Here is a 20,113-nt window from a genome sequence, read left to right on the forward strand (position 1 = left end):
ATCAATATAACAAGCCCCAGCAAAAAGCCGGGGCTAATACTTCAATTATTTTAGGACATTTTCAAAAACGCTTGACAGAGGGGGAAAAGGGAAATTATAAAGTTCTCATTTTCCCAATGAATTATATACATTGACATTTTTTCTTCGCCACTGTAAAATATAGGTACGACGTACTACATATTTTTTAAGTAAAGGAGGTAAACAATATGGCATCTTCTGTTGATTATTATGTCCTTACCCAACTTCTGATTGATGATATTTATCTCCCATCAGGAGAACATCATATAAATCAGCTTGGTGGCGGTATTTATGCCGTAGCAGGAATGCGTATCTGGTCGAATCATGTAGGCTTTTGTTGTGCTCCCGGCCCTGACTATGAAGGAAATTATGACAGCTGGTTTATCAATAATCAGATTGAGATTTCCGGTGGACGAAGAGATAAAAATTGTACTCATGCACGCCTGAATTATTTTCCTGATGGAGAACGTGAAGAACTGCTTCTCCCTAACTGTGCTTCTCATCATGAATCACAACCTCTCATCTCAGAAATTCCGGCAAATTATAAAAATTGTAAAGGAATGTACTTTTTCAAAGACTGCGAAGAAAGTTTCTGGAATGATCTTCTTCCTTTTCTGAAATCCGGTTCTTCTGTTTCCTGCTGGGAAATCTTCGGGGCATCTGCCTGTCAGGATAATCGTGATTTTATTGGAGATGTTCTCCGCGATATCGATCTTTTTTCCTTTAATCTTACAGAAGGAAAACGCCTTACAGGAAAATCTGATCCTGTAGATATTGTAAAAGAACTTTTCAAGCTGAATGCTAAAAATGTAATTCTCCGAATGGGTGCCAAAGGAGCTCTGGTTTCATCTGGGAAACAAATATACCTAATTCCTGCTGTTCCTACCAATGTAGTAGATGTTACTGGTGGCGGTAACTCTTCTACCGGAGGTCTGGTCACAGGTTTTTGCCAGTCTGATGGTGATATAGTAGAAGCCGGGCTCTGCGCCGGTATTTCCGCTTCTTATATTCTTCAGCAATATGGTGTTCCTCCTGTTATAGACTCAACACTTATGGCTGATGCACACCAGAAATTAAATAATTTACGAAGCCGTGTTACTCAACTAGTCTAGGAGGTCATATGAACGAAAATCTTTATTTAAAACATATAGAAAGCATACCAGCCTTATTGAAAGAAGTTTTTTCTGCCTTAGATAAAGAAGCTGCCCGTATTGCAAAAAAAGTTTCTGAATTTCCACTAAAATGTGTATACCTTTACGGCAGTGGTGATTCCTGGTCTGCAGCTCTCGGCGCAACAGGCGCATTTATGCAGCTCTGCAATCTTCCCTCTTTCGCTCTTACATCCATGCAGGCGTCAAGATATGCACCGGGTTATTGTATGCCGGAACCTGATTCTGTACTGGTGATTGGAATCAGCAATTCCGGATATATGGTAAGAGGTGTAGAAGCCACCATGGCTATGGCCAAAGCCGGTTATCATCCGGTTTTGATCACATCTAATCCAGACAGCCCCGGTGCCCAAGCAGCCTCCTATATTTTCAATGCACCTGTACCTTCTTTCGACCCAATACCTATCCCCGGAGTTCGAAGTTTTGCAGTTGCCCAGGTTTCTTTATATCTTCTTGCCGTACATCTTGCAAAAGAAACCGATAAAATTTCCTCTGATCATGAAAAAGAGCTCATCGCACAGATCCGCCAGCTCTGTACAGAACTTTCTGACACACTTGATCAGAATCGTATTCAATTACAGTCATTTGCAGAACTTTGCGCCAGAGAAGAAAGAGTTGAATTTCTGGCAGCCGGTCCCTGCCGTGCTTCCTCTGATTTTGGCATGGCAAAAACACTAGAAGCTACCGGTTATACAGCTCTCAGTCCTGAGTTAGAGGAATTTGCTCACATGAATTTCTTCTCTCTTTATCCAGAACATATCCCAACTGTCCTGATATGTTCAGAAGATGCAAGATGTTATCCTCGTTGCCTAGAAATGGAAAAATCAATGAAGCACCAGAAACGTCCATGTCTCATTATTACTGACAGTACTGAATTTGAAGCTGACAGAACTCATACTGTTTTTGTTCCGTATAAACTAAAAGAGTATTTTGCGCCTCTCGTTTTTTCATTTCTCGTAGCTGCCCTTACCGCTTATATGCCTTTGAAAGAAGGCGACGATTACATGCATGGGCACAGAGGACCATATTTCGAAGGACCTTTTAAAGATGGTGAGGGTTTCCCGACTATCATGAAAAGTAAAATCACACTGTAAAAGGAGGTATATTAAATGGATTGTTTTAAAAAAATCATTACAAATTATGATTATGCAGATCGCTTAAAACCAGGTGGTTTTGTCATTGACGGAAAACCAGCCCTGACACAGATAGATCCAGAACTTGTTGGAGATTACGTTATCATGGTAGTACGAGATCCACTTCTTGTATATGGTGGCGATCCGGCTGAAGTTCTTTCCCAAAGACTTGAAAACAGAGTTCTCGCCGGCAGATCAGGCATGTTCACTACTTATAGCGGATATTATAAAGGCGCACATATCAGCATTGTATCCGGTGGAAGCGGAAGTCCTGAGGCAGAACTGATTCTTGTAGAATTTATGCATTATACAAAAGCTAATACATTTATACGGCTTGGCGGTGCTGCCGGGGTACATGAAGATGTGCGTTCCGGTGACTGTGTAATAGCCAATGGTGTTGTCCGTGACGAGGGTATGAGTCAATCATATGTTACTCCATCTTACCCGGCCTCCTGTAGCTATGATCTTGTCGCAGCACTTGCAAAATCCGCAGATGACCATAATTATTCATACCATATCGGCATAGGTCGTTCTCAGGACAGCGAGCACGTAGGATGTGGACGCCCATCTGTAGGAGGATATTTCCAGCCACGTCACGCAGAGATTATTGATTATTATAATCGTGCGCGGGTTATGTACTGGGATCGCGAATCTTCCGGCATCGTCACACTCTGTAATCTCTTTGGACGCAGAGGCGGTGCTGTCGTTTCTGTTGATAATAATCTTGTTACCGGAGAATCTTTTTCTGCCGGTGATGGACAGGATCATGCAATTGATATTGCCTTTGACGGTCTTGCCAATCTTCACAAAATGGACGAAGCAACCAAAAAATCCGGTAAAAAATACTGGGTTCCGGATTTATAAAAATATGATAATACGGAGGATATACATATGAGCACTTTACTGATTAAAAACGTTGACACTCTAGTTTCCTGTGATGCACAGGATCATGTGTATACAAATGTAAACCTTTATTGTGAAAATGGGCTTATCAAATCCATTGGAAATAATCTCCCTGATACTGCTGATACTGTCATTGACGGAACGGGCATGATCTGTTATCCAGGCCTTGTAAACACACATCATCACCTGTATCAGGTTTTCTCAAGAAATCTTCCTCAGGTGCAGAATCTTGAACTTTTCGACTGGCTTACTACTTTATATGAAGTATGGAAAAATCTGAATGAAGATACTATTCGGCTTTCCTCTCTTACCGGAATGGGTGAACTGATGAAAAATGGCTGTACAACTGTTTTTGATCATCATTACGTTTTTCCAAATAATGCCGGAGATCTTCTTGCCGCTCAATGGGAAGCCACCCGAACACTTGGTGTACGTATGCACTTCTCCAGAGGAAGTATGGATCGCTCAAAAAAAGATGGTGGTCTTCCACCTGATTCCGTCGTTCAGACAGTAGATGAAATTATGAAGGACAGTGTACGGCTGATTGAAAAGTATAATGATACTTCTTTCCAGTCCATGAAACGTATAGCACTTGCTCCTTGTTCTCCATTTTCCGTTTCAGCTGAACTTCTGGAAGAAAGTGCAAAGCTTGCGCGACAGTACAAAGTCCGACTGCACACACATCTCTGCGAAACTCTGGATGAGGAAAAATTTACCATTGAAACTACTGGTTTACGCCCACTCGCTTATATGGAAAAGCTCGGTTGGATTGGAAATGATGTATGGTATGCACACGGTATCCATTTTAATGATGAAGAGTTAAAGCTTCTCGCTGACACTCAAACCGGTGTATGTCACTGTCCGATTTCCAACATGAAACTTTCTTCTGGTATTGCAAGAATTCCGGAAATGCTGAAACTTGGAGTTCCGGTTGGACTTGGTGTAGACGGAAGTGCCAGCAATGACGGTTCTAATCTTCTTGAAGAAATCCGTATGTGTTTCTTACTTCATCGTCTGAACTCCAGCGATAAAGCCCCTTCCGGATATGACATTTTAAAGATGGCAACAATAGGAAGTGCACGTCTCCTTGGAAGAGAAAATGAAATCGGAAGTCTTGAAACCGGAAAATGTGCAGACTTTTTTATGATACGTCAAAACCGCCTGGAGCTTGTAGGTGCCTGTCGTGATCCATTATCTGTATTCGGCACTGTAGGCTTAAAAGGGCCTGTTGATTATACAGTTGTAAATGGTAAAATAACCGTAGAAAACAGCCAACTTGTTTCTATAGATGAGGAAAAGCTTGTATATGATTCCGAAACAGAAATAACCCGGTATTTGAAGAATCTGTAAGTCATAAAAACCCGGTATCCTGAAGCTTCAGAATACCGGGTTTTAAGTTGCTTTTAAAAGTCAAGCAGATATTCGCAATCCGCTTCGCTACGCGGCTCTACACCGAATGCTACTTCGCAGCTTTCAATCTTCTAAAGAATTTAACTGCGTTTTTACATTCTGACACATAAATGCTGTAAGCTTTTCTCCTTTTTCGCGAGTAGCCAGATGTGCTCCTCCAATGATTCCGGAAGAATTCATTTCTTTCGTAAACCAGGAATCTCTGCGAAGGGGAAGTGCAGGGATTTTCCGATCAAATCCGTTTTCCAATGCTTTCATATTTACAGTCTCCGGAAATTCATACAACATCTGTGACGTTTCGTCCTCTCCTGCATGCACCTCCATATCCGTAGCAGTCTCCATTACTGTCTGCGCCTTGTTATAATAAATAGGATGCATCGTTTCAAGAACATATATTTCAAGACCATATCGTCTTTTCCATTCTTGTGCCATTCCATGAAGAAAGCCTTTATTTCCACCATGGCTGTTCAGAATCACCAGCTTTTCCCATCCATGCTGTTTCAGTGAAGCAAGAATATCTCCCATGACAGCCATCAAAGTCTCCGGTGTCAGAGTTATCGTCCCGCAAAGGTTCATATGCTCAGGGCTTAAACCAAAATGCAGAGGAGGCAGCACGTAAACTTCCGGAACGATCTCTTCATCTCCGATGAGCCGTCGCAAAATATATTCAATGATCATATCATCTGTTCCTACTGCCAGATGAGGACCATGTTGTTCAATAGCACCTATGCAGAGCATTGCATACAGATTTTCTTTCTGAAGATTCTGATGTTGCTTCCAGCTAAGTTCACGATAATAATGGAGCATTGTCACTACCTCCCGTTTTTATTATAATACTTTAAAACCAGTCTGTGCACTGATGCCTTCATAATGTCTTCCAAGCTGTGGAGGGAAGAACAGGTGCTCTGTAATTCCAGTAACAAAATCTGGCATTCCTTCAAGTTTACATGTACGGGCAGTTGGTCTGGAATCTTTTCCACGATATGCAATAATGCGTCCATCCACAATAACCAGTGAATTACCAAACGGATCTCCACACTCAATTGCCTTAAGAGCATCTGTACCGCAAGAACCCGGAGGATTGTCGATTACCTGAAGATCAGCTTCACGCCCAACCTCAATCTTACCAGTATTCAGTCCGTAAAGATCTGCTGTATTTCCCGTCGCCATAGCAATACATTTTTCAGCCGGAATGTCATTGAGGGAAGATGCCTTTACGATACAACGGTTCATTGCTCCTGGCATAGATGCCTGTCCTGTAGGTGAATCGCTTCCCATTACAAGACGGTTAAGTTCACCTTTCTTATCCATATGTTTCAGCATCTTGTTAAAGTTCACAAAATTTCCGTTTACAACCAATTCAAGTGGAATATCACACTCATCCATAAGTCTCTGGATATGTGAAAACTCCACACCTGTAGATCCGCCATTAGTATGTGCAACCTTATTCGGTCGCAGCTTCAGGATATTTTCTGATGTTACCCAAGAAGAACCTGGAATAGAAGGCGGTGCAAGATGTACTGAGAAGAAGAAATCATACTTTCTTGCCCACTCAAGCATCGGTTCTACTTCTGCCGGATCGCAGAGACCACCACCGCCAATCTCAGCTATCAACCACACACCTGCTTCATGCATTTCCTTGAAATCCTGTTCTGTAAGCCCGTGAACAAGTACCAATGCTCCGCCATGAAACTTCAGTGCTCCACCCGGGCGAAAACGGTCAAATACTCTCTTTGATAAAATAGCTGCTGCTTTACAGCCTATAGGATCATCGTAAAAACGTGGCCATCCTGGTCCCTGTTCTCCTTCGGATACCATGGATGTTGTTCCATAATATAATGCATCAGAATAACATCCAACAGCGCCTCTCTGAGGAGCGTAGTCATCCAGTGTGTTATGAATGTGGCAGTCAATAAATCCGGGACAAACAATCTGTCCATCTACATCAACAACAGTTTCAATGCCATCCAGATTAAGATCTTTTTCAAAACCTATTTCGGCAATCAGTCCATCTCTGACTATAATCGTATCACCAGGAAGTATTCCTTTATTAATATCACCACTGACAATCTTATCAATGTTCTTAAGAATAATATTATTTCCTTTAACCATTGTATTACCTCCATTATGCATTAGCTTATTGTTCCGTCGTACGTCTTACCTTGTTTAATATAATACCATGAAACCTTTGCAATTTCAATATTTTCTAATAAAAAAAAATTACTTTTTATTCATTTGTACGACGTACTATGTTCATCATTCTGCTTGTTTTTTTGTGCATTACATATTATAATTAAGTATACGCAACTATGTTGTATTATGTATATGGATGTAGGAGAATGCTGTATGAAGAAAATGAACGCAAAAAGAATTTTAAAAAGCAGTACCAAGAGCCAACAGGCATATGAATCTTTATATAAAGATATCACCCATATGACTCCTGGCAATAATAAGTTCCCATCAGAAGAAGAGCTTTCCTCTCTGTTTGGTGTAAGCCGCGCAACTGTCCGTGACGCTCTCGTCCGGCTTCGCATGAATCGTATCATCACATCTCATCAGGGACTTGGAACTTATGGGCATCCTTCTGTTTTCCAACTCGAAAACAGAATTGACCAGGATACTGATTTTGGTGTAATGCTAAAAAAACAGTATAAAAATGTAACCATTGAAACAAGTTGGGAATATCAGGAACACGGAAGCAATGCTTTTCAGGGATTCTTTCAGGATACCGAGGCTCTGCGTAGTTGCTGGATTTATTCTGCTGATAATCTGAGACGTCTTTATACCAGATTTTATTTTCCCAAAGAGCTTATTACTCAGACCCTGGATTCTGAGATTCATGTTGAAAGTCTTCCTGAATTCAGTCAGAAATACATGCTTAAGGGATCAAATGAAGAAAGCAATTATATTGATTACTGTTCTATGAAATGCCACATTAAATTTGATGATGAGGCCTGCATGAAGCTTGATATTCCTAAAGGTACCCCTCTTCTCTGTTTTGATGAAGTGATCTATAATATAAGCGACAGGGTCGTTGGTGTCGGTGAAGTATTTGTTCATCCGGACAATATGGTAATGTCCCTTGTGGCCCCTTTTTATTCCTGACAAAAAACGCGACTTTTTAAGCCGCGTTTTTCTCTTTATAATATGCTGTTTCCATCTGCGTCAAACAGAGTAGCATGTTCCAATTCCAATGACAGTTGCACTTTTTTCCCCGGCTCCATTCTTATGGTGCGCGCCATTTTACTGCAATATTTCTTTTCATTAATATGGAAGTAGACCAACGTCTCAGAACCAAGATTTTCAACCAATGTCACAGGAGCTTCCACCAGGAAATGTTCTGCTTCTTTTTCGATAACTGAAATATGCTCCGGTCTGATACCCACTGTATATTTACCATCAGAAAGCTTCTTCATAGCCGTTGTCTTATATTTATCTTCCACAGCACTTCCTTCTATAAAACATTTTCCATTCTGAATTTCCATATTCATAAAATTAATAGACGGAGTGCCAAGGAAGCCTGCCACAAACTGATTTGCCGGTTTTTCATAAAGCTCCATCGGGCTTCCAATCTGCTGAATCCTTCCTTCGTTTAGGATTGCAATTCTATCTCCCAATGTCATTGCTTCTTCCTGATCATGGGTTACGATAACCGTTGTAATCTTCAGTTTTCGCTGAAGTTCTTTAATCTCTACTCGAACCTGCCGTCTCAGCTTCGCATCCAAATTTGATAACGGCTCATCAAGAAGCATCAATTTTGCACGTATTGCAACCACTCTTGCAATTGCCACACGTTGTTGCTGTCCACCGGAGAGCTGATTTGGATAACGGTTTGCATACGGGAGCATATCAACAACTTTTAACGCTTCCTCAACTCTGCTTTTTCTTTCCTCAACAGGAACCTTATGCATCTTAAGTCCAAATTCAACATTCTGTTTTACTGTCATATGCGGAAACAGAGCATAATTTTGAAATACAACACCAATATTTCTTTTGTAGGCCTCCTGATTTAATATGCTTTTTCCGTCAATTTTTACATCTCCGCCATTCGATTCAATAAATCCTGCAACAATTCGAAGGATTGTAGTCTTTCCCGAACCACTTGGTCCAAGAAGAGCCACCATTTCTCCATCATTAACGGTGATATTTGTATCCTTTAAAACCTGATTTTTCTTATATGATTTCGATAAATTAGTAATTTCAAGCATAATTCTTGTCCTCCTGCCTTAAAAATATTTCGACCAGTGAGCAAATTTCTCAGCAAGAATTGAAACGATCAAAACAACGATAATGATTATAGTGGAATATGCTAAAATCATAGGATTCAATCCCTCTGTTACCATGGATGAGTAAACTCTGACAGGGAACGTTGTCATATTGCTTGCACTGATAAATAAGGTAATGATCAATTCTGAAAAAGAAAGCATAAATGCAAACATAGAACCAACAATAATTCCAGGAGCAACAGATGGAAGTGTTACATAAAAAAATGCTTTTCCTGGAGTAGCTCCCAGGCTGTTTGCAGCATCTACCAGACCATGATCAAATTCTGCCAGGCACGCACCCACCACTCTTATATAATAAGGAGTTGCAACAATAACATGTGCCAGCACCAAGGTCCAGAAGTTACCTCTAATTCCTAATTTTGCAAGCCATAGCATTAACCCTACGCCAAGAGCGATCATCGGAAGGAATAACGGAGCTGTAAAAAGTGCCTGTGCTTTTTTTGCAATTTTGCCACTTCCTTTTGTTAAACCGAAGCATGCCGGAAGACAGACCAGATTAGAAAGGATCATGGCACAGACTGCAACTTTTAAACTGATCATCAGTGCGTTGATATGTTCTTTATTTCCCATTGCTTCCTGATACCACTTAAGGCTGAACCCCTGTGGCGGAAACTGAAAATATTTCGTAGTGCTAAAAGATGCCCCCACAACAGCTACCATCGGAGAAACAATAAACAGAAGGATCAGTATAACAATTATAGAATAAATCATCTTTGTAATAAATTTTCTTCTCTTCATGCCACGCCCCCCTGATTCTTATGGATTTTCTTCGGTAAAAGAGTAGTAATTGTAAATACAACTAATACAAGAGCAATCAATATCATTGCAATAGCTGCCGCAAATGGCCAGTTATAAAGCTGCATAGCCTGCTGATAAATAGCTGTACCAATCACAGAAACTTTACCTCTTCCAAGAAGTAATGGTGTTGTATAAGAATTCAGGCAACATCCAAATACGAGTACAAAGCCCGAAATAACCCCGGTCTTACTTAAGGGGAATGTTACATTCAGAAAACGATGTACACTGTTAGCCCCCAGATTGTCTGCTGCTTCCAGTACATTATCCGGAATAGCTTGAATAGAATTCATTACAGGTAAAATCATATATGGTAAAAATCCCTGAGTCAAACCAATGATAACACCGGTTTCTGTCCCCAGAAACTCTATAGGCTCATCTATAATTCCCAATGTAAGTAAAAAATTGTTTACAGGACCATAACTGGTCAGTATTCCATATAAACCTAATGTCTGAACCATAACTCCTGCTACGAGTGGAAGAATTACAATTACCAAAAGGATTGTTTTCAAATACCCTTTACTTTTTGAAATAAAATATGCAACCGGATATCCCAGTACCGAACAGATAAGTGCAGTGACCAGGCTGATTACAATAGTTCTTCCCACAACTCTGGGATAAAAACTGTCCGAAAAGAATTTTGCATAAGCTCCTAATGTGTAAGGAGTGGTAGGAATTACCTGCCCCGACTTATATGTCAGAAAACTATAATATAGTAATACTATAAAAGGGACTACAAAAAGAATCACAAATATGATTGTCAACGGAATCAACATTATGTTCGCTCTATTAGTTGATTTCTTCATTTCCCTCACCTCCCATGTACCTAAAAAAGGGGGATACGGGCATTCTCCATATCCCCCCTTCAGAATGAATTTATCAATTACCTTCAATAAGTTTATTATACTTATCTGTCCATTCACTTTCATGTTCAAGGATATACGTCCAGTCAAGAGAAACCAGACTATCTACATCGTCGCCATATACAAGTTTTGAAGCTGTTTCGTCATCAACTTTAACATTTTTATTGCATGGTGAAAAATATATATCTTCTGCATATGCAGTCTGTGTTTCCACGCTGAGACAACGGTTGACAAACTCTTTTGCAAGAGCCTCATGTTTTGTATTCTTAGCAATTACAATAGTATCTTTTGCAAGAACAGCACCTGGATCAGATGGATATACAAATTTAACTGGGAATCCCTGCTCAACATAATCATTACTGTAACTGTTAAACATAACTGCTGCTTTTACAGTACCCTGTTTCATTTCAAGGAATAGTTCATCAAGGTCACTGTAGAATAACGGGAAAGAGCCCAGTTCTGCGATTTTATCAAACACTTCATCTTCCTGAGTCTTGAGATCAAGTCCCCATGCCTGTGCAGTGATGTCTACGAATGCATCATCCTCAAAACTCGGGAATGTGGAAAGAGCAACTTTTCCCTTCAGATCATCTCTCCAGAGATCCTTCCAGGAAGTGATAGGATCTGTTACCAGTTCATCATTATATACGATACCAAGTCCCATGATTGACATTCCATATCCACCAGTCTGCGCAAAATCATATAATGAATCAAAATTACTCAAAGATGGATCCACATCCTGTGCAACACCATCTGCAATAGCCTGTGCTGATTCATAAATATTCAGAAACAGTACATCCATAGAAGGATTGTCTACTTCTGCATACATCTTTGCCTTACGTTCACTGGTTCCACCCAAAACAAGATCAATGTTACATCCGTATTCCTCTTCCATCGGGTCTACTACATTCTTACGGAGTACTTCTTCTATTGTACCTCCCCAAACACCAACTACCAGATTTTCATCTTTAAAATCCTGGGAATCTCCGTCTGCTGCCATTACAGTCATTGGCATTGTACAAGCAACCATCGCTGCTGTCAGTAATAGACCAAAAAATCTTTTTCTCATTTGGTGCTCCTCCTATTCTTCTTATAAATGTAATGCATCAATATGACGCTGTGGTAAGGGATATAGATCCTGTTGACAAGAATCTTAAGGTGTATAAAGGTACGACGTACGTTATATTTATAAAATATCATTCAGCATTTAATTTGTCAATACAATCAAATTAAATTTGCTAAATTTATTAATATTTACCAATTCAGTACTTATATTTTTAGTTTTGCGCTAATAATCAGAATATTTTTGCAGTACAAAAACAAAGAGGCAAATAATTCCCTCTGAGAATATTTACCTCTTTGTAAATTTTTAACAATCTGTATCTGTTATTTGATTATTGTTACTTCTTCTATTTCTGCGTCTGTTTCCTCATCTTCAGATACCAGTTCATAGTATTCTACTGGTACTTCTGCTCCGCTGCAGATGTCATGCCATATTCCCGGTTGTAATAGTAATATTTCCCCCGGCTTCATGATAAAAGCTTTTATCTCCGATTCTTCCGGCCTCATCCCGTCATTTCTGGAAGCTACCGTGATTACCATTTCCTGCTGACTGCATATCAGCAGTTTCTGACCAGAACTTTTATACATTTTATTCAATGTAAAAGGAATCGTCGATTCACACTGGCACCGGCTTAATTTTCCAGGCTGATCCATACACAGTCCTTCTGTCATCCAGCATTCCCAGCCATCCCCACGAAACGCTTCATAATCTGTAAGCCTGGTAAAGGTGCCATAAGGAGCACAACTTTTTACCGTAGGATTTTCTACTTTGATTTCTTTCATGTCAAACCTCCCTATAAATCAACAGATACCGGATCTGGAACTACAGAAAGCCAGGTTGTTTCACTGGGTTCTCCATTTGTATATGACAGAAAAAAATACATAGTCTCACCATCTACACAATGACAGGCATCATGCCAAATTCCTTTTTTTAACACAATCGCATCGCCTGGATTCAAAAGAAAGGATGCCACATCATCTTCTTTCGGATTCCCCCACGGGTCACTGTCTGCCACGCTTAAAATTATCGGTTTACTTCCAGCAAACTGTACTTCCTCTGAGGAAAGATGCCTTTCCATACTGTCTACAACAAAACTTTTTTCATTTTTGCAGACTGTAATTCCAAATTTTAGAGGTTTTCCTACAATATATTCTTTTGTCTTATATTTCAAAAACAATTCTTTCTGAATATTCTGCTCTTCTTGCAGATTGTAATATTCTCCGTATGGTGCAAATGCCTCTTTACTTATCGGCTGTATCGTACCCTTTTTCATTTCTCCAGAGCCTCCTTTTCTTTTCGAAATTCTCTCATTCGCTGCTCAGTTTCTTCTTTTGTAGCAATTCCTGCTCTGGCTCCTACAACTGTAACGGCGTGCGCTGCTGCTGCATTTGCGTATTCTGCAGCATATTCCAGAGATTCTCCTCTTAACCAACACGCTGTAAATGAGCAGTTAAATGTATCGCCGGCTCCCGTAGGATCAATAACATTCACTTTATTTCCCGGAAGTCTGATTTCTGATTCACGATTTCTGCAATAACAACCTTTTTCTCCTAATGTAACTGCAAAAGTCTTGACATTTCCCTCCAGAAGTCCTTGTGCAGTCTCCGCATCACTACGTCCGTTTTTAAATTTTTTCCATCCCTCTTCATTAAAGAAAAGAAGATCTGCATAAGAAAACAATGGATCATCCCATCTGTCAAAAGTTGATGTCTCTACATCAAATATAAGCGCAACGCCAGCCTCTGTTAATTCCCTTGCAAGGGTTTCCCAGTTCTGCAAACGGTGAAATTCCATTATAGATGTGTAAATACATCTGGCATTTATCAAAAGATCATAAAGAGCTTTGTCTACTTTATAACGTATATTGCTGGTATCCACCACAAAAATACTTCTCTCAGCTGGAGTAGATACTATAATACATTTAGGATCAGACAATGAATCATCGGTGATCATATAAGACAAATCAAGCTTACAATTTTCCAGATTTTTTTTGATAACTTCGCTGACACTGCTTGAGTTCAATGCTGTCACCAGATACGTTTTTTCTCCCAATCCCGCCAGGACACAGGCTGCATTTGGTATCATTCCGCCTACTCGGTTTTCTCTCCATCGGATATTACATTTTTCTCCCTCTGGAATCCAGTGGTCTGTCTCATAGTATTCATCTATACATGCAACTCCAATAGCAACTACATAGTTTTCCTTCATATTTCACCCTCCATAAAAGGTACGACATACGACGTTGTTTTAATATTAATATAGTCCCAATAATTTGTCAATTGCAGAATTGTGAACTTACACAAGAGGGGGAAAAAGGGAAATTATAAAGTCTTAACAGACGAAAAACCTGTTCTACAGTATCGCACATATTCTTCTGGGCGTTGACCGGCTGCATTGCATCTTCCAGGGTGGTCACCTGCCGAAGAATAGGGAAAAAGGCAGTAATTCCAGCCTGATTGCAGGCGGCAGCATCGTCCGTGACGGAGCCGGAAAAGGCGAGGACGGACTTTCCGTATTTCCGGGCGAGTCTGGCAACGCCGATGGGGGCTTTTCCTCTTACGGTCTGACCGTCCAGACGACCTTCGCCGGTAATAACCACATCCGCAGTTTTCATCTGGGATTCTATGCCGATTTCATCCAGGACAATATTTATGCCAGGCTCCAGGTTTCCGTGAAGGAAAGTGCGAAATGCGAAACCAAGGCCTCCGGCTGCACCGCTGCCGGGATAATCAGGATCGCAATTGTAAAATCGACTTAATTCTGCATACCGATTCAGCCACACATCCATCCGCTCCACCAGCTCTGGCGTTGCACCTTTTTGCGGACCAAAGATGTGACTGCAGCCGTTTTCTCCACATAAGGGATTATCAACATCACAGGCAATGCGGAAATTGCAGTCTTTTAGTTCAGGAAGCATATTTTCACAATTAATGGCAGACAGTTTTTCCACACCGGCGGCTCCAAATGGCACCTGTTTTCCACTTTTATCCAGAAACTCTGCGCCTAATGCCTGAATCATCCCAATTCCACCGTCATTAGTGGCGCTTCCTCCAATTCCAATGATAAAATTCCGGCAGTTCTTAGTGATCGCATCTTTTATCACTTCACCGACACCGTAAGTCGTAGTGTGCATGGGATTGCGAAGTTCAGGCGGAACTAAAGTAATTCCGGCTGCACCAGCCATTTCTATGATAGCCGTTGGATTTGTTTTTCCCACAATTGCATATTCACAGACAACCTTTTCTCCCAGTGGTCCTGTGACCTTCACATGCTCTAGCTTTCCGTCAAGACCTTTCGCCAGTGCCTGCACAGTCCCTTCTCCGCCATCAGCCAGCGGATAAACCACCGTCTCCGCATCCGGATAAACTCTCTTAACTCCTTCCGCTGCTGCCACTCCTGCCTCTATGGAATCCATGCTCCCTTTAAATGAATCGATTGCAATTACAGCTTTCATACATCAATACCCTCCACCAGACAAATCTCTGCCACAGATTTGCCTGCAAAAATCTTATATTCCCCGGATTCAGTTACGAAATGGCGAAGATTTTCGTCGAAATAAGTGAATGCAGCTTCATCCAGAGTAACTTCTGCCGTTTTGGTTTCTCCCGGCTGCAGTTCCAGTTTGGTGAACCCGCGAAGTTCTTTCATGGCACGCTCTACCTGAGAATCCGGTTTGCCTACATAAATCTGGACAACCTCTTTTCCAGCTGCGTTTCCATCGTTTGTAACGTCTACGGATACTTTGAAATTCGGGTAAGTACCTTCCACGCGCAAATTACTGTACACGAATTCTGTGTAGGAAAGTCCGTAGCCAAATGGGAAAAGTACCGGCACCTGTCTGGTGTCATAATAGCGGTAACCTACAAAAATACACTCAGCGTAATCTACCGTTTTTTCACCAGGAAATTCTCCAATACAATGTGCGGAGCAATCCCGATGAGATATCGGAAAAGTCTCCGGCAGACGGCCGGATGGGTTCACTTTTCCAAAAAGAATCTCTGCAAGAGCAGTTCCACCTTCCATTCCGTTAAACCAGCTCCATACGAGAGTGTGCACTCTGGAAATCCATGGCATTTCCACTGGGGAGCCGGAAAACATAACCATAATCATGTCAGGCACCACTTCAAAAAGCTCCTCAATCAGCTTATCCTGTGCATATAGAAGCTTCATATTCGGACGGTCATGTCCTTCCAGATCCTGAAAATGGTTCTGACCGCCTACGAAAATCACTGTGTCGTAGCCACCCTCTGCTGCCTTTTTCACTGCTTCCGCACGATATTTGTCTTGTTTCTCCAGAATTTCAGGCGCGACACCGCCATTTGCTCCAGTGAAACCACCGGCATTTTCCAGACTGTCTGCCAGTTGGTTTCCATATTCATATGGTCAAAATTGTCGGCATAGTAACCTGGTACGAAATCCACCTTCGCATTTCCGCCAAGAAGCATTTTAATCCCAAGAAGTGGGGTAATCTCGTAAAAGGCTTTAATCTCTGCACTTCCACCACCGTAGGACTGAATGCGATTGGCGTTATCGCCGATTACCAGAATTTTCTTCGTCTTTTCCTGAGAAAGCGGAAGCTGTTTTTTATCATTTTTCAAAAGAATGACAGATTCACGGGCAGTATCAAGGATTTTCTGGCGATGTTCGGGAGTATTGTAAGAGCCTGGCTTACGGAGTACTTTACCTAACATATTCAGTCTGTACATCAGCCTCAGAATATTCTTCACTTTCTTATCAATCAGCTCTTCTGCGATCTCGCCATTCTCCACTGCTTTTTTCAGCGGCTCTGCCATGCAGTATTCATCAAAATTATCGGTAACGGACATTTCCAGATCCAGGCCACTTGTAGCAGCCTCTTTTGTCAAATGCACACCACCCCAGTCGGAAACCACCATTCCGTCAAATTTCCACTCATCCCGGAGAACACCGTTCAATAAAGTTTTGCTTTCACAGCAATGCTCGCCATTATAACGGTTATAAGCACCCATTACAGAGTAAACATGGCCTTCTTTTACCACCTTTTCAAAAGCGGGAAGATAAATTTCACGAAGGGCACGCTCGCTAACCTTCACCTCTACCCAGAGTCGTTCTGTTTCCTGGTTATTAAGGGAAAAATGTTTCACGCAGGCGGCAGTGTCTGCACTCTGTACGCCTTTTGCAAGTGGCACTGCCATCTCTCCGGTAAGATACGGATCCTCGCTCATATATTCAAAATTTCGTCCACAAAGGGGACTTCTCTTAATATTTACACCTGGTGCCAGAATCACGTCTTTTCCGCGTCCACGGGCTTCCTCCCCAAGAACAGTTCCGGCCTCATAGGCGAGATCATGGTTCCAGGTTGCTGCCAACGCACTGTTGCTTGGCAGATAGGAAACATAATCGTCTGTATTTCCGATTACCCTCCACTGTGCATTCTCGAAATCGTTTCGTACACCCATGGGATCATCAGACATTACAAGCTCCAGGATTCCAAGACGCTCCACACCGCCATTATGAAACAGGCCGATCCCATGGATTATGCTGATTTTCTCGTCCAGAGTCAGTCGGGATACTAATTCTTCAATTACCATCTCACGTTTATTATCCATAATATTCACCCTCACATCTCATTAATCCAGAACGTGTTAGAGCGTGTTTGAAAAAGGCTTTCTGTAAGATGTGCGTCACAATTTGTGGGAGATTTTGTCCGGATGAGGGCGCCGTAGCGGGCTACGGCAACCAAATTCGGGCAAAATATACCGCAAAGTGGGGCGTGCAGATTGCTGAAATGATTTTTCAAACACGCTCTAGCTCAATTATAACTGAGAATTACGAATTTTTATACTGATTTTTTTCTCCACACATCAAATGTTCTTCTTCAGTATTGACATTTCGATATTAAAATGATATCATTTATACATCAACTAGTTCATACATATTTTTATGGTAAAGCAATGCATATGATACCAGTGTCAAAAGGTCAAAAAGCTGTTTGTGCTTGCACGATAAGTCTTTTGAACTTGGGACACGCCAAATATGAGAAAGTAGCGATTTACGCAGTAAATCAGCGGATTTCGAATATTTGGAGGATTGCGGGAGCAGCGTAGCTGCGTAGCAATCCGGGTATCAAATGAGTGTCAAAAGACTTTTTGACACTCATATCATGCATATACCAGTCAGGAGGTTTATTATGCAGGAAAAAGTTTTAAGCAGTAAGAAGAATGGCATGATAATGATGATTCTCTTCATTTTGCTGTATGCGGCAGCAACAGCACTTGCTGTAATCGGTTCCATCTTTTACTGTATTCCAATGGCTGCAGTCGGATTCATCTGGTTATCTTTGGGATGGATTCCATTTCTTGGATTAAAAGTATTGAAGCCTCAGGAAGCTCTGGTTCTTACCTTGTTTGGTAATTATGTGGGCACACTGAAGGATGACGGCTTTTATTGGGTAAATCCTTTTTGTACAGCAGTGAATCCGGCAGCTAAGACGAAATTAAATCAGAGCGGCGATGTGGATGGCGGTAATGCCGCCAAATCAGTTTTGACATTAACTGCGGCAGGCACCGGCGGATCTTCCAATAGCTCTTATGTAAGTAAAAAGATCTCCCTGAAGATCATGACTCTGAACAATAACCGTCAGAAGATCAATGATTGTCTGGGTAACCCGATAGAAATTGGAATTGCGGTTATGTGGCGTGTGACAGATACGGCGAAGGCTGTTTTCAACGTGGACAACTATAAGGAATATCTTTCCCTGCAGTGTGACAGTGCCCTTCGTAATATTGTAAGGATTTATCCTTATGATGTAGCTCCGAATGTGGATACCACAGGGGATGGCGTTGCAGATGAGGGCAGCCTGCGTGGTTCCAGCGAAATCGTAGCCGGACGTATCCGGGATGAGATCCAGCAGAAGGTTGCAGAGGCTGGTCTTGAGATTATTGAGGCACGCATCACTTATCTGGCTTATGCTCCTGAGATTGCAGCCGTTATGCTGCAGAGACAGCAGGCTTCTGCTATTATTGATGCGAGAAAGATGATCGTAGACGGTGCTGTTGGCATGGTTGAAATGGCACTGGAGCGGTTGAATGAGAACAATGTGGTTGAGCTTGACGAGGAGCGGAAAGCTGCCATGGTTTCTAATCTTCTCGTTGTACTGTGTGGCAATCACGATGCCCAGCCGGTGGTTAATTCCGGCAGTCTGTACTAATGGCAGACACCAGGCCAAAGAAACAGATTCCGCTCAGGCTTTCTGCAAAGCTTTATGATCAGATTGCCGCCTGGGCAGAAGATGATTTCCGCTCCGTCAACGGTCAGATCGAGTATCTGCTTACTGAATGCGTCCGACAGCGTAAAAAGAATGGGAAATATGTTTCCGACACTATGGATGAGCCGCCAGAACTGGATATCTCATGATTCCTGCTTCTGTTTAAAAAGGCATTCTGCCTGCCGCACAGGATTTTCATAGTAAACAAAGCAGGGAGTACAGATGTTATAACAACAGTGCTGTACTCCCCGCTTTTATCTATTCGTGCACAGAGGGTAATGACTTTCTGAATGCTCTGAACACCAATTCTGTTTTGTATGGTATTTAACGCTTATAATTATAATTGTTAAGCTTATTTTCTTCGTTCTTTGTGTTAATTTATCTTTTGTATTTTAGTATTTCTATAATTCTATAAAATGATATATTACTTGCAATTTGCTTTCTCTATATGTATTTTTCTGTTTCGTTTTTCTATTTTGTTTTTCTATTACGTTTTTCTGATGCATTTTATATTTCATTTTTTCTGAGAGTATTTCTACAGCCATTCTTATGTATGAATGGTTCTGTCAATCACATACACAGCCTCTGCTTTATCGCGGTGATGTCTTTCTCATGTTTGTTCACGTAAAATAAAAGTCTTTCCTGCGTTTCCCATCTCTTTTGTTGTTCTTCCAGCTTTTGTAAAAGATTGGAATGATTCTCTGCTACAACCTGAAGCTTCCAGTCTGTAGTGTTCTCCACATGAAGCCAGAGTTCTTTTACACTTCTTTGCAATTCTGATACTGATGCATCCAATTCACATACATGCTTGTCTACGCTGCGCAAGTTCGCTTCCAGATTCTCAAAGCGCCTCTTGGTTTCGCTTTCGAAGTTGTCAACGCGAGTTTCTAAGCTGTCAAAGCGGCTTTCCAAATTATCGAAGCGGCTTTCCAACTTGTCGAAGCGGCTTTCCAAATTATCGAAACGGCTTTCCAAATTCCCAATCCGTGTCTCAATGGGCACCAGCAATCCTGCAATCGCCTGTAGATCTTCTTTCGTCAACATTTCTTTCACCTCCCGTATATTTAAGATAAAAAAAGTATATCAGCAAAATAATGTAAAAACAATACTTGAAGTACATTTTGTTCTGTGCTATAATCACGCCACGCATGATTTGCAGCAACACATTTCAGAACAGGAAAAAAGTCCACTGTCTGGGAATCCCCAAGGCAACGGACTTTAAAGCTT

At 41.4% G+C, this 20,113-nt stretch carries 22 protein-coding genes; 8 read left to right on the forward strand and 14 right to left on the reverse strand.

Annotated elements, in window-relative coordinates; all coding sequences use genetic code 11:
* The first annotated feature begins 206 nt into the window (after positions 1-206).
* From I4V84_RS13700 to I4V84_RS13715, 4 genes are read left to right on the forward strand one after another with little or no spacing between them, the layout of a single operon-like run.
* Positions 207-1,130 carry a PfkB family carbohydrate kinase gene (locus I4V84_RS13700; RefSeq protein WP_195992553.1) on the forward strand — a complete coding sequence of 308 codons (924 nt, stop codon included), beginning with the start codon at positions 207-209 and terminating at the stop codon, positions 1,128-1,130.
* An 8-nt stretch (positions 1,131-1,138) separates the two neighbouring features.
* Positions 1,139-2,281 (forward strand): SIS domain-containing protein, encoded by a 1,143-nt coding sequence (locus I4V84_RS13705; RefSeq protein ID WP_195992554.1) that lies wholly within the window; start codon positions 1,139-1,141, stop codon positions 2,279-2,281.
* A 15-nt stretch (positions 2,282-2,296) separates the two neighbouring features.
* On the forward strand, positions 2,297-3,184 hold the full coding sequence (locus I4V84_RS13710) for a nucleoside phosphorylase (RefSeq protein WP_207748678.1): 888 nt from the start codon (positions 2,297-2,299) through the stop codon (positions 3,182-3,184).
* 27 nt (positions 3,185-3,211) lie between these two features.
* Positions 3,212-4,573: an 8-oxoguanine deaminase gene (locus I4V84_RS13715; RefSeq protein ID WP_195992556.1), complete on the forward strand. Its 1,362-nt coding sequence runs from the start codon at positions 3,212-3,214 to the stop codon at positions 4,571-4,573.
* Positions 4,574-4,696: 123 nt separating this feature from the next.
* Here I4V84_RS13715 and I4V84_RS13720 read toward each other — a convergent pair whose 3' ends face one another.
* Positions 4,697-5,440 carry a creatininase family protein gene (locus tag I4V84_RS13720; RefSeq protein WP_195992558.1) on the reverse strand — a complete coding sequence of 248 codons (744 nt, stop codon included), beginning with the start codon at positions 5,438-5,440 and terminating at the stop codon, positions 4,697-4,699.
* Between the two features lie 21 nt (positions 5,441-5,461).
* Positions 5,462-6,745, reverse strand: coding sequence for an amidohydrolase family protein (locus tag I4V84_RS13725; RefSeq protein ID WP_195992567.1), 1,284 nt, complete (start codon positions 6,743-6,745; stop codon positions 5,462-5,464).
* A gap of 234 nt (positions 6,746-6,979) precedes the next feature.
* Here I4V84_RS13725 and I4V84_RS13730 point away from each other — a divergent pair, with 234 nt between their 5' ends.
* Positions 6,980-7,738 carry a GntR family transcriptional regulator gene (locus I4V84_RS13730; RefSeq protein WP_195992569.1) on the forward strand — a complete coding sequence of 253 codons (759 nt, stop codon included), beginning with the start codon at positions 6,980-6,982 and terminating at the stop codon, positions 7,736-7,738.
* Between the two features lie 35 nt (positions 7,739-7,773).
* Here I4V84_RS13730 and I4V84_RS13735 read toward each other — a convergent pair whose 3' ends face one another.
* From I4V84_RS13735 to I4V84_RS20730, 11 genes are all read right to left on the reverse strand, one after another.
* Positions 7,774-8,841: an ABC transporter ATP-binding protein gene (locus tag I4V84_RS13735; protein ID WP_195992571.1), complete on the reverse strand. Its 1,068-nt coding sequence runs from the start codon at positions 8,839-8,841 to the stop codon at positions 7,774-7,776.
* Between the two features lie 18 nt (positions 8,842-8,859).
* The gene (locus tag I4V84_RS13740; RefSeq protein WP_195992573.1) at positions 8,860-9,657 is read right to left on the reverse strand and encodes an ABC transporter permease; all 798 of its coding nucleotides are present in this window, start codon (positions 9,655-9,657) and stop codon (positions 8,860-8,862) included.
* Positions 9,654-10,520 carry an ABC transporter permease gene (locus I4V84_RS13745; protein WP_195992574.1) on the reverse strand — a complete coding sequence of 289 codons (867 nt, stop codon included), beginning with the start codon at positions 10,518-10,520 and terminating at the stop codon, positions 9,654-9,656. The genes I4V84_RS13740 and I4V84_RS13745 overlap by 4 nt, the downstream gene beginning before the upstream one ends.
* Before the next feature lie 73 nt (positions 10,521-10,593).
* The gene (locus I4V84_RS13750) at positions 10,594-11,646 is read right to left on the reverse strand and encodes an extracellular solute-binding protein (RefSeq protein ID WP_195992575.1); all 1,053 of its coding nucleotides are present in this window, start codon (positions 11,644-11,646) and stop codon (positions 10,594-10,596) included.
* A gap of 317 nt (positions 11,647-11,963) precedes the next feature.
* On the reverse strand, positions 11,964-12,422 hold the full coding sequence (locus I4V84_RS13755) for an ureidoglycolate lyase (RefSeq protein ID WP_195992576.1): 459 nt from the start codon (positions 12,420-12,422) through the stop codon (positions 11,964-11,966).
* An 11-nt stretch (positions 12,423-12,433) separates the two neighbouring features.
* Positions 12,434-12,913, reverse strand: coding sequence for an ureidoglycolate lyase (locus I4V84_RS13760; protein WP_195992577.1), 480 nt, complete (start codon positions 12,911-12,913; stop codon positions 12,434-12,436).
* Positions 12,910-13,848 carry a carbohydrate kinase family protein gene (locus I4V84_RS13765; protein WP_195992578.1) on the reverse strand — a complete coding sequence of 313 codons (939 nt, stop codon included), beginning with the start codon at positions 13,846-13,848 and terminating at the stop codon, positions 12,910-12,912. The genes I4V84_RS13760 and I4V84_RS13765 overlap by 4 nt, the downstream gene beginning before the upstream one ends.
* Positions 13,849-13,915: 67 nt before the next feature.
* Positions 13,916-15,094, reverse strand: a complete 1,179-nt coding sequence (locus tag I4V84_RS13770) for a glycerate kinase (protein WP_195992579.1) — start codon at positions 15,092-15,094, stop codon at positions 13,916-13,918.
* Entirely contained in the window at positions 15,091-15,903 is an 813-nt protein-coding gene (locus I4V84_RS20175) for a glycoside hydrolase family 3 C-terminal domain-containing protein (RefSeq protein ID WP_195992580.1), read from the reverse strand. Before I4V84_RS20175 ends, I4V84_RS13770 begins: the two co-directional genes overlap by 4 nt.
* Positions 15,900-17,228 (reverse strand): glycoside hydrolase family 3 protein, encoded by a 1,329-nt coding sequence (locus I4V84_RS13780; RefSeq protein ID WP_195992582.1) that lies wholly within the window; start codon positions 17,226-17,228, stop codon positions 15,900-15,902. Before I4V84_RS13780 ends, I4V84_RS20175 begins: the two co-directional genes overlap by 4 nt.
* 11 nt (positions 17,229-17,239) lie before the next feature.
* On the reverse strand, positions 17,240-17,362 hold the full coding sequence (locus I4V84_RS20730) for a DUF6783 domain-containing protein (RefSeq protein WP_334286106.1): 123 nt from the start codon (positions 17,360-17,362) through the stop codon (positions 17,240-17,242).
* Between I4V84_RS20730 and I4V84_RS20735 the strand changes: the two genes are divergently transcribed.
* The 3 genes from I4V84_RS20735 to I4V84_RS13790 all read left to right on the forward strand — a co-directional run bounded on the left by I4V84_RS20735 (position 17,309) and on the right by I4V84_RS13790 (position 19,035).
* Positions 17,309-17,467 (forward strand): DUF6783 domain-containing protein, encoded by a 159-nt coding sequence (locus tag I4V84_RS20735; protein WP_334286111.1) that lies wholly within the window; start codon positions 17,309-17,311, stop codon positions 17,465-17,467. The genes I4V84_RS20730 and I4V84_RS20735 overlap by 54 nt on opposite strands.
* Before the next feature lie 342 nt (positions 17,468-17,809).
* Positions 17,810-18,829 (forward strand): SPFH domain-containing protein, encoded by a 1,020-nt coding sequence (locus I4V84_RS13785; RefSeq protein WP_195992584.1) that lies wholly within the window; start codon positions 17,810-17,812, stop codon positions 18,827-18,829.
* Positions 18,829-19,035 (forward strand): PTS ascorbate transporter subunit IIC, encoded by a 207-nt coding sequence (locus I4V84_RS13790; RefSeq protein ID WP_195992586.1) that lies wholly within the window; start codon positions 18,829-18,831, stop codon positions 19,033-19,035. Before I4V84_RS13785 ends, I4V84_RS13790 begins: the two co-directional genes overlap by 1 nt.
* Positions 19,036-19,456: 421 nt before the next feature.
* On the opposite strand, the gene I4V84_RS13795 is transcribed toward I4V84_RS13790, so the two are convergent.
* A complete protein-coding gene (locus I4V84_RS13795; protein ID WP_118583545.1) occupies positions 19,457-19,930 on the reverse strand; it encodes a hypothetical protein in 474 nt (157 codons plus the stop codon).
* Positions 19,931-20,113 lie beyond the last annotated feature (183 nt).

The organism is Ruminococcus sp. 1001713B170207_170306_F1 (assembly GCF_015668065.1).
In the GTDB taxonomy this organism is placed as follows: Bacteria; Bacillota; Clostridia; order Lachnospirales; family Lachnospiraceae; genus Blautia_A; species Blautia_A faecis.

What these genes read in the sequence shown, in the direction of transcription:
- I4V84_RS13750 (WP_195992575.1), bottom strand. Translation starts at nt 11,646, where the DNA reads ATGAGAAAAAGATTTTTTGGTCTATTACTGACAGCAGCGATGGTTGCT.
- I4V84_RS13725 (WP_195992567.1), bottom strand. Translation starts at nt 6,745, where the DNA reads ATGGTTAAAGGAAATAATATTATTCTTAAGAACATTGATAAGATTGTC.
- I4V84_RS13705 (WP_195992554.1), top strand. Translation starts at nt 1,139, where the DNA reads ATGAACGAAAATCTTTATTTAAAACATATAGAAAGCATACCAGCCTTA.
- I4V84_RS13770 (WP_195992579.1), bottom strand. Translation starts at nt 15,094, where the DNA reads ATGAAAGCTGTAATTGCAATCGATTCATTTAAAGGGAGCATGGATTCC.
- I4V84_RS13700 (WP_195992553.1), top strand. Translation starts at nt 207, where the DNA reads ATGGCATCTTCTGTTGATTATTATGTCCTTACCCAACTTCTGATTGAT.
- I4V84_RS13740 (WP_195992573.1), bottom strand. Translation starts at nt 9,657, where the DNA reads ATGAAGAGAAGAAAATTTATTACAAAGATGATTTATTCTATAATTGTT.
- I4V84_RS13765 (WP_195992578.1), bottom strand. Translation starts at nt 13,848, where the DNA reads ATGAAGGAAAACTATGTAGTTGCTATTGGAGTTGCATGTATAGATGAA.
- I4V84_RS13735 (WP_195992571.1), bottom strand. Translation starts at nt 8,841, where the DNA reads ATGCTTGAAATTACTAATTTATCGAAATCATATAAGAAAAATCAGGTT.
- I4V84_RS13780 (WP_195992582.1), bottom strand. Translation starts at nt 17,228, where the DNA reads ATGGATAATAAACGTGAGATGGTAATTGAAGAATTAGTATCCCGACTG.
- I4V84_RS13730 (WP_195992569.1), top strand. Translation starts at nt 6,980, where the DNA reads ATGAAGAAAATGAACGCAAAAAGAATTTTAAAAAGCAGTACCAAGAGC.
- I4V84_RS13745 (WP_195992574.1), bottom strand. Translation starts at nt 10,520, where the DNA reads ATGAAGAAATCAACTAATAGAGCGAACATAATGTTGATTCCGTTGACA.
- I4V84_RS13790 (WP_195992586.1), top strand. Translation starts at nt 18,829, where the DNA reads ATGGCAGACACCAGGCCAAAGAAACAGATTCCGCTCAGGCTTTCTGCA.
- I4V84_RS13715 (WP_195992556.1), top strand. Translation starts at nt 3,212, where the DNA reads ATGAGCACTTTACTGATTAAAAACGTTGACACTCTAGTTTCCTGTGAT.
- I4V84_RS13720 (WP_195992558.1), bottom strand. Translation starts at nt 5,440, where the DNA reads ATGCTCCATTATTATCGTGAACTTAGCTGGAAGCAACATCAGAATCTT.
- I4V84_RS13785 (WP_195992584.1), top strand. Translation starts at nt 17,810, where the DNA reads ATGCAGGAAAAAGTTTTAAGCAGTAAGAAGAATGGCATGATAATGATG.
- I4V84_RS13795 (WP_118583545.1), bottom strand. Translation starts at nt 19,930, where the DNA reads ATGTTGACGAAAGAAGATCTACAGGCGATTGCAGGATTGCTGGTGCCC.
- I4V84_RS13710 (WP_207748678.1), top strand. Translation starts at nt 2,297, where the DNA reads ATGGATTGTTTTAAAAAAATCATTACAAATTATGATTATGCAGATCGC.
- I4V84_RS13760 (WP_195992577.1), bottom strand. Translation starts at nt 12,913, where the DNA reads ATGAAAAAGGGTACGATACAGCCGATAAGTAAAGAGGCATTTGCACCA.
- I4V84_RS13755 (WP_195992576.1), bottom strand. Translation starts at nt 12,422, where the DNA reads ATGAAAGAAATCAAAGTAGAAAATCCTACGGTAAAAAGTTGTGCTCCT.